Here is a 14460-nt window from a genome sequence, read left to right as displayed (position 1 = left end):
TATCCCCTTTCTTCTATGCTATTGTATCGAATGAAGCGATTCCATGAAAGACGTGAAAAGTTATTGCGTTAATGACGAATTGGATAGCAGCTATACTTTAGGTAACTACTCTGGAGCATTCCGATTTGCATTCAGCCTCCCAAAATGGTACAACTACGCTAGCCGACCAAATAGATGTTGAACAACGAGAGGATGGAACAACAATGATTGAAGTCAATCGCGTGCAAACAGAGCGTGACTTAAACGAAGTATACAGCATTCGCAAGAAAGTGTTCGTCGAGGAACAAGGCGTATCCGAACAGGAAGAATACGATGAGCATGAGCAGACCTCTGCACATGTGCTCGCTACTTATAATGGACAACCTGCAGGCGCAGGCCGTGTCCGACTGCTCGACAACGTTGCGAAGCTGGAGCGAATATGCGTGCTGCCCGAATACCGCAAATTCGGCGTAGGAGCAGCCATCACGACTGCATTGGAAGTGGAGGGCAAACGCCTAGGCGCCGCGAAAACTAAGCTGCACGGCCAGACGCAAGCTGCCCCCTTCTATTCAAAGCTTGGCTATGAGACAGTCTCAGACGTTTTCCATGAGGCTGGAATCCCGCATGTAGTCATGACGAAGAAGCTATAGCCGTTGTAGTCCAACAGGTCTAGTCAAGCCCTTATATTAATCGTAACAAGCAAAGAAGCCATCTGCTCTCATTGAGCGGATGGCTTCTTCTCTATTGCAATGCAAGAAGGAGTTAATCTTAGCCTTCGAGCAGCAGCGTTTCTGGATCTTCGAGCAGTTCCTTCACCTTCACGAGGAAGCTAACTGCACCTGCGCCGTCTACGATACGGTGGTCGTACGACAATGCGATGTACATCATCGGACGGTTTTCCATACGTTCAGCGTCGATTGCAACTGGACGGAGCTGGATTTTGTGCATACCGAGAATACCGACTTGCGGAGCATTCAGGATAGGCGTCGACAGCAGCGAGCCGAATACGCCGCCGTTCGTGATCGTGAACGTGCCGCCTTGCAGCTCGGACAGGCTCAGCGAGTTATTGCGAGCTTTCACTGCAAGGTCAACGATGTTACGCTCGATCTCTGCGAAGCCGAGACGATCTGCATCGCGAACGACTGGAACAACGAGACCTTCTGGTGCCGATACCGCAATGCCGATATCATAGTAGTGCTTCTCGATGATGTCGTCGCCATCGATTTCTGCATTAAGCAGCGGGAACGCTTTGAGCGCGCCTACGACAGCTTTCGTGAAGAACGACATGAAGCCCAGGTTGACATCATGCTTCTCTTTAAACTTGTCCTTGCGGCGTTTGCGAACGTCCAGAATCGCCGTCATGTCGACTTCATTGAACGTCGTCAGCATTGCTGCGTTATGTTGAGCCTCGACCAGACGTTTCGCAATCGTCTGACGGCGGCGCGACATGCGCTTGCGCTCTGCTGGCTTGCCAGCAACTGCCGCTGCAGGTGCTGACGGAGCACCAGCTGCTGCTGGAGCTGGTGCCGCTGGTTTAGTCGATGCCGATTTCACATCGTCTTGGTATACACGGCCAATTGGATCACGCGTAGGAACGGCATTCAGATCGATGCCTTTCTCGCGAGCCAGCTTGCGTGCTGCTGGCGATGCATTCACTTGCGACGGCTCTGCTACAGCTACTGCTGCAGCAGGTGCGCTTGCTGGTGCAGCAGTAGCTGCTGCTGCAGGCGCTGGTGCGCTGGCTGCAGGTGCTGCCGCTGGAGCTGCAGCCGAACCCTCACCGATTGTACCGATAACTTCGCCGATCGCGACCGTGTCGCCTTCTTGCTTCAGGATGCTCGTAACAACACCGTCAGCTTCTGCGCCGATCTCGATATTTACTTTATCCGTTTCAAGCTCGAGGAGTACGTCACCTTGACGAACTTGTGCTCCTGCTTGAACGACCCATTTGGAAATCGTTCCTTCTGTGATCGATTCTCCCATTGCTGGTACGATAATATCACTCACTGCTGCTACCTCCCATTGCTATATGTTAAGCTTGGTTTTTGATCAAACGTCAATGTAATGATTTGCTGCTGCTCAAATGCATGTACATGCTGGAAGCCGGTTGCCGGGCTCGAACGATCAGGACGGCCGATGTAGCTAACCGTCGCCCCTTTAGGAGCTACAGCACGCAGGCGAGGCTCCATGTAGAACCAAGCGCCCATGTTTTGCGGTTCTTCTTGTACCCAGATCAGCTGCTTCGCATTCGGATAACGAGCAATGATCGCTTCGATCTCTTGCTGCGGGAATGGATACAACTGCTCGATGCGCACAATGTGCAGCCAGTCGTTGTCTTTATCCTCCGATTTGTCGAGCGCATCTTCCAGATCGATTGCCATCTTGCCTGTGCAGAATACAATGCGTTTCACATGCTCTGGCTTACCGCCAAGGCCTGGCTGTTCGACCACTGTACGGAACTCTGTTCCTTCAGCGAATTCCGATGCCGATGAAGCAACGCGCGGGTTACGGATCAAGCTCTTAGGCGACATCAAGACCAGTGGACGCGATGCTTCCGTGCCTGCGATTGCCGCTTGACGACGAAGCAGGTGGAAGTACTGAGATGCGCTGGACAAGTAAGCTACCGTCCAGTTCTCTTCGCCAGACAGCTGCAGGAAACGTTCCAGGCGGGCACTGGAGTGCTCTGGACCTTGACCTTCGAAACCGTGCGGCAGCAGCATAATCAGGTTCGATTTCTGCGACCACTTCGAACGGCCAGCCGAGATGAATTGATCGATCAGCACTTGCGCCGTATTCGCGAAGTCACCGAATTGCGCTTCCCAGATCGACATCGTCTCAGGCGAGTAAACATTATAGCCGTATTCGAATCCAAGAACGGCCGATTCGGACAGCGGGCTGTTATGGATGGCGAAAGACGCTTTCGCTTCTGGCAGCTTGTGCAGCGGGCAGAATGTGTCGCCAGTTACAGCATCATGAAGCACGAGGTTACGGTGCGCGAACGTTGCGCGTTCTGCGTCTTGACCCGTAATTCGGATTGGTTTGCCTTCTGCGAGAATCGTTGCGAATGCAAGCGTCTCAGCATGGGACCAATCGATTTTCTCGCCTTCGTTAAAGGCTGTGCCGCGACGCTCCAGAATACGCTGCAGCTTCGGATATACCTTGAAGTCGCTAGGCCATTGCAGCAGGTTCGTATTGATCTGGCGCAGCTGTTCAAGCGAAACGCCTGTCGCGATCTTGCCGATTTGACGAGCGGCGCGAACGTCTGTGTTCTGGTGAACTTGTTCCTGCGTCTCGCCTGCTTTCATCTCATCGTAAGCTGTCTTGAGAACCGATAGAACGTCCTCGCGAATAGCGTTGATCTCTTCTGCCGTAACGATGCCGCGCGCTACGAGCTTGTCGCCATAAATATGGCTGACCGATGGATGCGCCTTAACCTTCGCATAAATCGTAGGTTGTGTTGTTTCCGGATCGTCCGTTTCATTATGACCATAACGACGATAGCCGATCAAATCGATCAAGAAATCTTTCTTGAACTTCGAGCGATAGCCCGTTGCGATTCGAGCTGCCAGAATAGCCGCTTCCGGATCGTCAGCGTTCACGTGAATGACTGGAATTTCAAAGCCTTTAGCTGGGTCACTCGAGTAATGCGTGGAACGCGAGTCGCCGCTTTCCGTCGTAAAGCCGATTTTGTTATTAACGATAACGTGGATGGAACCGCCATTGTTATAGCCGTTCAACTGTCCAAGGTTAAGTGTCTCCGTTACGATGCCTTCACCAGGGAATGCAGCGTCGCCGTGCAACACGATTGCGCCGGCAACCGTCTGATCTTGTGAAGGATAGCCTGGTTGCGTGCGATTGTCTTGAGCAGCGCGTGTGAAGCCGTGTACGACAGGGTTAACGTATTCCAAGTGGCTCGGGTTGTTCGCCAGCGTAATACGCGTTTGAACCGTCTCGTTCATCTTCAGCTCATGATTAGCGCCCAAGTGGTATTTAACGTCGCCGGACCAACCATAGTTGATACCCATCGAACCTTCGGATGGTACCAGGTTACGGTTCGGTGCATGATGGAACTCGGAGAAGATCTTCGAATAAGGCTTGCCAAGTACGTGTGCGAGCACGTTCAAGCGACCGCGATGCGCCATGCCGAGCAAGATGTCCTTAGCGCCGTTGTTAGCAAGCTGCTTGACCAACTCGTTAACGAGTGGAACCGTTGCCTCGTTGCCTTCAACGGAGAAGCGTTTCTGACCAACGAAAGTGCGGTGCAGGAAGTCTTCAAATGATTCTGCCTCAATTAAACCGCGAAGCAATTCTTTGCTCTCGCCGCTGGACAGCTTGAAGGATGGAGCGATACGCTCTGCTTGCGCGTGCAGCCAATCCCGTTCTTCCTGTACATGCACATGGCTGAATTCGTAAGCAATCGTGCCCGTGTAGGCATTGCGAAGCATACGAATAGCATCGGCGCCCGTGACGGCCGATGCAGGCGCGTTATACCAAACGAGCTCGCCAGGAATGTTCGTGAGATCAGACTCTTTGAGATTGTACTTCGCAAGGCTGCTCATGCCTGAGTCAGCTGCAGGTCCAATGTTAAGCGGATCGATGTTAGCCGAAAGATGGCCATGTGCTCGAATATTCGCCACAAGCTTACCTGCTGCAACCGCTTTCTTAACCAGATTCATATCTATCGTCGTGCCAGCACCTGCTGCACTCGCCTGTGGCGTTTCTGCTGCAGGCGGCTGACCCCAGCGCTCAAACATTGATCGCGTTTCGGCATCAACTGATGCAGGATCGTTCACATAGCGCTCGTACTGCTCTTGCGCGTAACCAAGGTTCGGACCATAAAAACCTTCCCAAGAGCGTTCTTTGTTATTGTCCGTCGACATGGATGTTAGACCTCCGTCTAGGATTTTGATATTCATTATGGAGGAAAATCATATTCATTCCTGTAATCATTATAATATAGCCATGCGGTAAGACTGAAATAACACTTTTGTATGATATCAATCTCACATAGAGATGAATCGGCACAAAAGCATCTTTTTTTAACAGAACCGTTCAATTTCAGCGATAAAACGTCTTTTTATTGTGAGCTTAGCCTGCATTGGTTATTCCTTCTTATGTACGTAAAAAAGCTGCGCAGGTTTCAAAATCCTGCACAGCTATCCGCTCAAGATTCGACAGCAACCACTTTGCCTGTCTCCTGCGACTCGAATGCAGCCAAAATGACTTTCAGTGACTTGAGTCCCTCTTCCCCGGAAATCGAAGGCTTCTTATTGTTCAAGATGCAATCGACGAACTGCTCGATCACAAAGCTCGGCAGCTGTCTTTCGTTCGTCGATATAGCGCCTGCATCCATATTCTCCGATGTACCGTCACGCAGCTCGAGAATAACCTGACGATCAGGATCCGTACCGATCTTCAGCACGCCATTCTCGCACCATAGAATCGTCGAGTTATCTTCGCCGCGATAATAGGTCCAACTGGCAACAAGCGTGCCAATCGCGCCGTTCTTCATCCGAAGAATGCAGGTTGCGTTATCGTCGACAGCCGTATTCTCCTTATGAAGCGTTCCCACGAAAGCTGCAACATCCACAACCTCGTCACCTAGCAGCCAGCGGATAAGATCGGCCTTGTGTACGCCAAGGTCACCCATTGCCCCCATAACAGCTTCATCTTTGCGGAAGAACCAACTGTCGCGCCCATCCAGACTCCAGCTCTCCGGTCCCGGGTGGCCGAACGAGGTGCGGAAAGAAAGCACCCGTCCAAGCCTGCCTGATTCGAGCACTTCCTTCGCTTTCACATGCGGCGGCATGAGCCGTTGATTATGGCCGACCATCAGCAATACCCCATTATCTTGTGCTGCTTGGATCATAGCCTGCGCTTCCTGTTCATTCGTTGCCATCGGTTTCTCTACGAGTACATGTGCACCGGCATTCGCTGCTGTAATGGATGCATCCGCATGCAAGTGGTTTGGTGTACAGACGCTAACAGCGTCAACCTCAACCTCAGCCAGCATCGCTCGATAATCGCTGAATGCGCGTGCGCCGAATCGATTCGCTTGTTCTTCTGCTCGCTCCAGCCTCGGATCAGCAAAAGCGACAAGCCTCACGTTTGGATTGTCCGCATATTCCGGAATATGACGACGAACTGCGATCGCACCGCAGCCAATGACAGCTACTCGAATAGGTTCAGTCATGTAGAAACGCCCACTTTCGTCAGATAATGGTCTTTCAGCCACTGCATACTCGCCTCAATGCTTTCAAAAGGAGGGCTCTGGCATACATCCTGCTCGACGATCAGCCATTCAACATCAGCATGGCTCGCTTCCTCCAGCACCGCTGGAAGATTAACCTTGCCTTGACCCAATTGAAGCGTAATCATCTGATTATCGTCACCATGCGTGAAATCTTTCAAATGCAGAAGCGGCAGTCTTCCTGCATAACGGCGAATATAAGCGAGCGGGTCTTCGTTCGCGAATTGCACCCAGCATACGTCCAGCTCCGATTTCATCGCTTGTTCACTGATTTGGCTGAACAGCTGGTCGTATACGCTCCTACCATCCAGCTTCGTTTCAAACTCAAATTCATGATTATGATAGCAAAATTGAAGACCTTGCTTATTAACTTCCTCTGCCGTTGTTTTGAAATAGTTGATCAGACCGCGCCAGTCTTCAGCACTTTGTCGATCTTCTGGTTCTATATACGAGCAGGGCATATATCTCGCTCCTATTGCTTTAGCATATGCAATTTCGCCCTGAAGGTCATTACGGAGTCGAGTAAGTCCGACATGCGTGCTGAATGCAGCAAGCCCTAGCTCGTCCAGCCAAGCTCGCATTTGCTTCGCAGGCACATCGAAATAACCCGCGAATTCAACCCCTTCGTAGCCAAGCGCCGCCACTTTGCGAAGCGTTTCCTGTACATCCTTCTCCATCTCATCTCGCAGCGTGTACAGTTGTACGCCGATTCCCATTCTTCGCATATGAACAACCCTTCTTTCTTCCTGTTATTCCAGGTAAGTTTTTCCTTATCTATTGTCGCCGCTTACGAATGGAAAAATACGAGGGACTGCTCCAAAAAGTCACCATGACTCTCTGGAACAGCCCCTCTATAACCCGCAAATATATTAACTTATTGGAGCTGGATTCTGTCCTTCGATTCCATCTATGATGTGCTTGTTGCTCCACGCATAAGGATCCCCTAAGACATGGCGGTCTTCATTAACTCGATAGATGTTACGGGCCTCTTCGGATATCCGCTCGCCATTGTAATAATAATCGTAGCTCCATACCGTTTCTCTGTTAAATCCTTGCGCCTCATGCCCCTGACACGCAACCTGATACTGTTGCAGCAGCTTACGTGCTTGTTCTGCTTGAAGCGGAGCTAGACGGTATAAGCTCTCTTCGAATTCGTTATGTTCATCTCTGTAGTTGAAGCAGCGCATCGGTCCGCCGACAATCGAAGCCCAATCCGCTTCTACAGTTGTGATCTGCCGAGAAGGCTCGTGCAAATTCCAGCAAGCCATATGGATGCCCGGCTGACGTATGATGAACGGATGAAAGAGAACAGGTACGAGATCCAACCACTGTTGGCTTCGATCATGAAATTCATAAGAGTCGCGATAAAGCTTATCCGCCCACCAAGTCAGGAAGCTCTTCGACTCTTTGCTTCGCCGCACACCGATGAAGCCATCGTTAAAGCTTCCTGTTTGATGCAGTTTTATTTCCTGTTCCAAGGAAACCGCAAGGTTCGGTCCGCTCAGATGAGGCGTCAAGACAATAGAATGTCCAGTTAATGCATCAATTACTTCACGCAGCGGCCCGTACAGCCTCATCGTATGTTCAAGGAAAATAACCGAATCTGCATGGGGATCGTACGAGGTCAAATAAACGATCAAATGGCCAACTACTGCATCATGCGCTTGAGTTGCTGATAGCTTGAACATGAACGTCCTGAAATGAGGAATGCCGATGTCCTTTATCTGAATCACCTCATCGAACCAAGGTGATTGTGCAGTCGACTCTGGCACCCACTCCTCAATCAGACCAAGAACAAATTTCGCCTCCGGGTGATAGGCCTTCACCGATCGGGCTAATTCCAATGCTTGCGGCAGTTTGGATAATGATGCCGTTGTGCATATGATCATCTCGTCCCTACTCTCCTACGACTAGTCGTCCTGTTATGCAAGAGTGGAATTGCCCTCCGATGGGGGAATGACCAGGTATGCTGTTTCTTCACACTACTTCGGCTCGATACGAGCAATTTTCCCGTAGAGCTTGTTGAAGTTGAATGGCTCTGCACTTGATTGCTTAAAGTCTTAGACTTCTTCAGATTCTTCTTCATGCTGCGCTGCGGAGGCTTCGACCCACGTCGTACAATAGAAAGAGTGGTATCGCCAGCCACTATCGAATTAGGCTTATTGTCGACCTCAGGCTGTACAGCAGGCGGCACTTCACCAAACATCCCCCACTCAAAAAACTCGTTGCTAAGCTCGTATGGATTCGGGTACTTCTCTTCAAGAAACAAATTGTTGCGATACAGCATCCGCGTTGAAGGTTGAATCGGCTCTCCGCTGGCGAAGAACTGATAGCTCCACGGGATCGAATCGTCGCGCCCCCTGCCAAGTGCATCCAACCGGTCCGTGTATTGTTTTGTTAGAGCCGACAGTATTGGATGCTTCTTCACGTATTCCGCGCTGTCTTTCTCCCGATTATCGATGTGATGAAAATGTTTGATGTAGAGCGTCTCTCCATTGGCCAGGTAATGGCTGCCCCCATCCTGTGAAATCTCACGCTCGTTATAATTCCAATCGGCAACGTTATAGCCAGCGTGCTTCAGCACTTGCGTACCTTCGAACAGCGCAGGTACCTGGTTCAGCCATTTCTGTTCATCCGGCCATGATTGAGTCTTCGTATCATAATCCACGGAGCTGTAACGTTCTGAACGATCCATCCACCATCGAACGAATGCTAATCCTGATGGCGTTCGGTTAACCCCTATAAGGCCCGCGTCATATACCCCATATCGTGTATCGCCATGATCATTGCTCGAACTGAGTCGTCGAGGGGTTAACAATATGGAGCATCGAGCGAGCCTGGATTCTAGATCCTGCAGCGGAGCGAGGACTTCCATATCGCAGTCGAGCAGTACGACCTGATTCTCATTCGGATAGCGATGAAACATATAATCGATTAACAGCGCCCCAGCAAAGCATGAGGCTTCTTCCTGAGCCGAATATTTGAAGATAGCCTGATTGAAATTGCCGGACCACGTCTGGCTGGCAAGAACTACCTCGTCGAAGTGAGGATACATGCTGATGTCTTGCTGGTTGTATCGTTCCAGCAGACTGACGACAACCTTCACTTCTGGATTGAATCGTTTGATGGATTGTGCCAACAGTTTCGCCCGGGCTAGGTGACTTCTAGTGACGACTGTTCCAACGATCATAGGCCAACCCCACTCCTTTACCATCGATCCTCATCCAGCTTATGAGCGTTTGTAGGAGAGGTATAGGCGATATAAGCAGTATGAATGCCCGTTTTACAGGATATCTATCTAGTTTACGTTTATACTCCTACCCTTCCACTCTTGGCTTCGCCGGATCGCAGTTCGGGGATGGCACGAGTCCGATTGTCGCCAGCTTCGTCAAATAATAACACTCTTCCCTTGCCATATGATCAGGCATAAGAGGTGTAATCGTGTCAAGTACTGCTGACGACAGCTCCAACTCCTCCAGCTCTTGCAAAAACTTCTTAAACAAACTCATCTCCAAATCAATCTCGTTATGAAAGCGGCGAAATGCCGGAAAATCACGAAGCCCGGTACGCATATACCCCGCCATTTCTACCGCCTTAAGAAACAGATCGTTAAAGTGCTTCTCGAAAACCGAATAACGTTCGATAAGCGAACGTTCCACACGATCCAACCCCATAATAATGGCACCTGCATGACCTGAAGCATCCGGCAGCCAGACCATGTCATAATGAAGCGGCTCATATACAGGCACTGGCTTGCCCGCTAACAATGCGTTCAAGATATGAACGTATTCGTCCAGCTCATTGACCATATGGTTGAAAAAGGTTGGCGGCAAGCCCACCGTCACTTTACCTAGTAAGAGCCGCTCCAGCAATGACAACTTGAACGCCCTTAGCTGCATTGCCGCCGTATGCGCCTCTCTTGTAAGATCAATCAGCGACTTTCCACTGGACGGATTCCGTCCCTGTGATAACAATGCATCGAACCGAGCAATCCAGTGCATGGCCTGCTGTACATCATTGGTTTCTTTCGGAGACAGCGAATTCATGATGAATCGGCTGTGATCGCCAAGAATTCGCAGCCAGAACCGATGTTCAAACCATGCAGCCGATTGCTGCGCTTCTGTTAATGCGTTCATTCCAGTCCCTCCCCTATGGTTCAAAACGAAAGCCGCAGAGTATACTCTGCGGCCCGTGTTGAAATTAAAATATTTTCTTCTGCTCTCGATCCGCCTTAATGATCTCGACGGCCTCTCTAAAGCGCAAGGAATGGACGATTTCCCGCTCCCGGAGAAATTTCAGACTGTCCTGCAGGTCGACGTCATCCGTCATGTCAATCAGCCACTGATACGTCGCCCTTGCCTTTTCTTCAGCAGCGATATCCTCATACAGATCCGCGAGAGGATCGCCCTTCGCTTGAATATAGGAGGCCGTCCACGGTACGCCTGAAGAATTCGCATAGAACAAAGCATGGTCGCGCTGGGCGTAATTATCGCCAAGCCCCGCCGCCTTCAATTGTTCCACCGTCGCATCCTTGGTTAGTTTATACACCATTGTTGCGATCATCTCGAGGTGGGCGAACTCTTCTGTGCCGATATCGGTCAGCAAGCCTATAACCTTGTCGGGAATCGAGTAGCGCTGATTCAAATAACGGAGCGCTGCTGCGAGCTCACCGTCCGCACCGCCATACTGCTCCAGCAGAAACTTGGCCATCATCGGATCGCATTTGCTGACCCGAACGGGATACTGCAGCTTTTTATCATAAACCCACATCGTTCATGCCCCCCTCCAATCGCATCGTTAAACTTGCCATGGCCAAGGGGTTTCCACCCATTGCCAAGGAAAACGGGAGTAGCTATGACCAAATTGCATCAGCGGACCGTATTGCATTTCGAATTGATAGGCGGCATGCTGACGCTGCTGCGCGAGCTGATTGAACTGCTGCAGCGCGTTCAGGTCGTTCGGATGCGTATCCAAATAGAGCGTCAGCTCGACCAATGCAAAATCAAGCTGCTGAAGGCCTTCCAGCTTCGCATAATACTGTGCATCCAGCTGCTTTTCGCTCATGTACGGATCACCTTCCTTTACCGGACTTCGACTCGTACGGACTAAACAAGGCAGGCCACAAAGTCCCTTTGCGTAGGGCTTCCTGTAGAGAGAACTGAGGCAAGTTCATCGGTTGAAACGTGATGTATTGGTTCGGCGGCACAACGTATGTTTTGATAAGAATAGGGGGGCAAGGGTCAAATGGACCGCGGAACGGCCTCCACTCCCGATAGCCTGCTTGTGAAACGCCTGCCACATAACCAGCTGGATTGACATTCGCATTCGCTGCGTTTACGACATTGGGGTTGTTAACATTTGAATTCAAGCTCACGACCTCCTCCTTATAGCCATCTTGCCACTGCTGCTACTTTCCATCGTATGTGCTGGCGGGTATGTCCAATGTCATATGAACAGGAATAGAATGATGGAGTTAAAAATAAAAAGCAGTGCGGGATATGTCCCGCACTGCTGGTATTCCCGCATTGCTTATTCCTTCATAATCTCAATAGTCTCCGGCTCATCTTCATTCTTCTTGTAGATCGATACGCGCAAAACGCGCAGCGGCTCGCATTCGGCAACCTCGAACCAGTATCCGTCATATGCGATACGTTTGCCGACGACCGGGACGCCCTCCAGGTTCGTAAACAGCCAGCCGCCGATTGAATCCACATCTTCGTCGGTAATGTCTAAATCGAACATATCGTTCACATCCTCGATCAGCATCCGCCCTTCAACCGAAGTGGTATCTCCCTTCACGATGACGCTCGGCTGCTCCGTATCGAACTCGTCGTGAATCTCGCCAACGATCTCTTCAAGGATAAGCTCTGTCGTCAGCATGCCAGCTGTACCGCCATATTCATCGACGACAATTGCAAGCTGTGAATGCTTACGCTGCATCAGCTTCAGCACATCGCTAATTTCCATCGACTCCGGTACGCTAAGAATCGGCCGAATAAATCGGCGAATATCATATCCCGCGACTTTATCAGCAGTCAGCAAATCAGTAATATGGACGAACCCGATAATCTGGTCCTTATCCTCGATACCGACCGGATAACGAGTGTGCTTCGTCTTATAGACAAGCTTCGCCACTTCATCGTAAGTTTGATCCGTGAAGATGCAGTCCATATCGGTCCGCGGCAGCATAACTTCACGTGCAAGCCGATCCGAGAATTCAAATACATTATCGAACAGCGTCATCTCATCCTTATCAATGACACCGCTTTGCGCACTCTGATCCATCAGAATGCGAATTTCTTCCTCCGTATGTACACCTTCGCCTTCACTGGCGGGTTGAACGCCGATCAGTCTTAGCAGTCGGTTCGCCGTGCCATTAAGCAGCCAAATCGCAGGCAAGAACAACCTATGGAACATCATTAGCGGCCAGGACAGCCACAACGATACGCTCTCCGACTTCTGAATAGCGAGCGACTTAGGCGCCAATTCACCAAGCACAATGTGCAGAAAGGTAATGACGAGAAATCCAATTGTAACCGATAGCGTTGAAATGACCGTCTCATCTGATAAGCCAAACTTGTAGAAGATCGGTTCGACAATCAGCTCGGATATTGCAGGCTCGCCAACCCAACCTAATCCAAGCGATGCCAGCGTAATGCCCAGCTGAGTAGCCGACAAATAAGCATCCAGCTTCCGATTGACCTTCATGGCATAACGCGCGCGCGTATTCCCTTCATTGGCGAGCTGCGTCAGTCGGGACTGACGCACCTTCACCAATGCAAATTCTGCGGCAACGAAAAAAGCGTTAAAAAACACGAGCAGCAATACGATCAACAAATTCGTAATGATCGATCCAGGCATAAATTCCGTATGGTTCAAGCCGGCATTTCTCCTTTACCGCCTTCGTCTCAAACGAGACTGGCACTAACATTTACTCTATAATCGCCGAACGTTCCAGGAAATTATCCTCGCGGTAGTACATATCTTTCACAAGCAGATTCGGTCCGCAGCAGCTGGCAGCCGGGCAATGGCAGTCAATCGCTTGGGCCAATGAGCCATTCAGCCAGCGGCCGAATACGTCATCCAGACGGTCCTTCTCTATATTGCCGAATGCTGGCACATCCGAGAAGTCGGTAACGAAGACATCGCCCGTGAACAGATTGACATTCAATCGGTTGCGGCCGTCAGGGTCATTGCGCACCGTTACATTCGGCTCTGACGCGAGCCTTGCAAGCAGCTGGCGCTCTTCGGCATTCGTGCTGCAGCGGAAGAACGGCAGCGTGCCGAACAGCATCCACACCGACTTATCACGCGTATCCAGCAGCTTCTCAATCGCTGCCCGCATCTCTTCACGTGAAAGCATCGGCAGATCCTTCGCGAAGGAGCTCGGATACATCGGATGCACCTCATGACGCTTGCAGCCCATCTCAATAATGAGCTGGTGAATTTCATCGATTTTGTGATGCGTCCGGAAGTTGATCATGGATTCCGCAGACACAAGAACGCCTGCTTCGCTAAGCCGTCTTGCATTGTCGATCATTCGCTCATACATCTTAGCGGCAGTCTCCTTAGAGACAGCATGATTTGCTTTAGCAAACCCGACCTGATGGAAGTCATCTGCCGATGTATAGTTGAATGAAATATGCATGACGTCCAGATAAGGGGCAAGCTGCTCATAACGCTTATAATCAAGTGTTACATTGGAATTGATTTGTGATCGGATTCCTCGGCTCCGCGCATATCGCAGCAGCGGCACCATATAATCTCGTACAGTCGTCGCCGAGAACGAAGGCTCGCCGCCTGTAATGCTGATCGTTTCCAGATGCTCGACTTCGTCCAATCTGCGCAGCATCAGGTCGAGCGGCATTTTGGCCGGCTCCACCATTACGAGTGTATCACCGACCGCACAGTGCTCGCAGCGCATATTGCACAGATTAGAAACCGTCATCTCTACACTAGTCAGTACATGACGCCCATGCTGCTGCAGCGACCGAATCGGGTCCCACGGATCGTATGTAGGAGACAGCTCCTGTCTGTTGTGCAAGTCGTTTAACGCTAGTATATGATTCATTCTCAACACCTATTTTCACCGATATGAATTAATGCATTATCTTTCATTGTAATATTCGAAGCGTGTTGACGCAAATGAGAATACCTGTCTTGCGGCCAATAACACCCTTCACAGTAATTGAGCGGGACGAGTTACCATAAGCGCCAGTGCCTCGCACAAT

General features: G+C 50.6%; 13 protein-coding genes. 1 reads left to right on the top strand and 12 read right to left on the bottom strand.

Annotation, left to right across the window (positions count from 1 at the left end; translation table 11 throughout):
• Positions 1-206: 206 nt before the first annotated feature.
• Positions 207-629, top strand: a complete 423-nt coding sequence (locus H8B09_RS02820; RefSeq protein WP_397376046.1) for a GNAT family N-acetyltransferase — start codon at positions 207-209, stop codon at positions 627-629.
• 118 nt (positions 630-747) lie between these two features.
• On the opposite strand, the gene odhB is transcribed toward H8B09_RS02820, so the two are convergent.
• The 12 genes from odhB to yfkAB all read right to left on the bottom strand — a co-directional run bounded on the left by odhB (position 748) and on the right by yfkAB (position 14300).
• A complete protein-coding gene (odhB, locus tag H8B09_RS02815; protein WP_191201944.1) occupies positions 748-1986 on the bottom strand; it encodes a 2-oxoglutarate dehydrogenase complex dihydrolipoyllysine-residue succinyltransferase in 1239 nt (412 codons plus the stop codon).
• 5 nt (positions 1987-1991) lie between these two features.
• Positions 1992-4859 (bottom strand): 2-oxoglutarate dehydrogenase E1 component, encoded by a 2868-nt coding sequence (locus tag H8B09_RS02810; RefSeq protein WP_191202775.1) that lies wholly within the window; start codon positions 4857-4859, stop codon positions 1992-1994.
• 284 nt (positions 4860-5143) lie between these two features.
• Entirely contained in the window at positions 5144-6172 is a 1029-nt protein-coding gene (locus H8B09_RS02805) for a Gfo/Idh/MocA family protein (protein WP_191201943.1), read from the bottom strand.
• Positions 6169-6954 carry a sugar phosphate isomerase/epimerase family protein gene (locus H8B09_RS02800; protein WP_191201942.1) on the bottom strand — a complete coding sequence of 262 codons (786 nt, stop codon included), beginning with the start codon at positions 6952-6954 and terminating at the stop codon, positions 6169-6171. Before H8B09_RS02800 ends, H8B09_RS02805 begins: the two co-directional genes overlap by 4 nt.
• A gap of 144 nt (positions 6955-7098) precedes the next feature.
• The gene (locus H8B09_RS02795) at positions 7099-8118 is read right to left on the bottom strand and encodes a hypothetical protein (protein WP_191201941.1); all 1020 of its coding nucleotides are present in this window, start codon (positions 8116-8118) and stop codon (positions 7099-7101) included.
• Positions 8115-9419 (bottom strand): hypothetical protein, encoded by a 1305-nt coding sequence (locus H8B09_RS02790; protein ID WP_191201940.1) that lies wholly within the window; start codon positions 9417-9419, stop codon positions 8115-8117. Before H8B09_RS02790 ends, H8B09_RS02795 begins: the two co-directional genes overlap by 4 nt.
• 127 nt (positions 9420-9546) lie before the next feature.
• On the bottom strand, positions 9547-10365 hold the full coding sequence (locus H8B09_RS02785; protein ID WP_191201939.1) for a DUF2935 domain-containing protein: 819 nt from the start codon (positions 10363-10365) through the stop codon (positions 9547-9549).
• 64 nt (positions 10366-10429) lie between these two features.
• Positions 10430-10999, bottom strand: a complete 570-nt coding sequence (locus H8B09_RS02780) for a manganese catalase family protein (RefSeq protein ID WP_191201938.1) — start codon at positions 10997-10999, stop codon at positions 10430-10432.
• A 27-nt stretch (positions 11000-11026) separates the two neighbouring features.
• A complete protein-coding gene (locus tag H8B09_RS02775) occupies positions 11027-11293 on the bottom strand; it encodes a spore coat protein CotJB (RefSeq protein ID WP_191201937.1) in 267 nt (88 codons plus the stop codon).
• A gap of 7 nt (positions 11294-11300) precedes the next feature.
• Positions 11301-11528 (bottom strand): spore coat associated protein CotJA, encoded by a 228-nt coding sequence (locus H8B09_RS02770; protein ID WP_191202774.1) that lies wholly within the window; start codon positions 11526-11528, stop codon positions 11301-11303.
• A gap of 230 nt (positions 11529-11758) precedes the next feature.
• The gene (locus tag H8B09_RS02765) at positions 11759-13090 is read right to left on the bottom strand and encodes a hemolysin family protein (RefSeq protein WP_191202773.1); all 1332 of its coding nucleotides are present in this window, start codon (positions 13088-13090) and stop codon (positions 11759-11761) included.
• A gap of 70 nt (positions 13091-13160) precedes the next feature.
• Positions 13161-14300, bottom strand: a complete 1140-nt coding sequence (gene yfkAB / locus H8B09_RS02760) for a radical SAM/CxCxxxxC motif protein YfkAB (protein WP_191201936.1) — start codon at positions 14298-14300, stop codon at positions 13161-13163.
• Positions 14301-14460 lie beyond the last annotated feature (160 nt).

Source organism: Paenibacillus terricola (assembly GCF_014779765.1).
Taxonomy (GTDB): domain Bacteria; phylum Bacillota; class Bacilli; order Paenibacillales; family Paenibacillaceae; genus Paenibacillus_T; species Paenibacillus_T terricola.
This window is presented reverse-complemented; position numbering and strand designations above follow the sequence as displayed.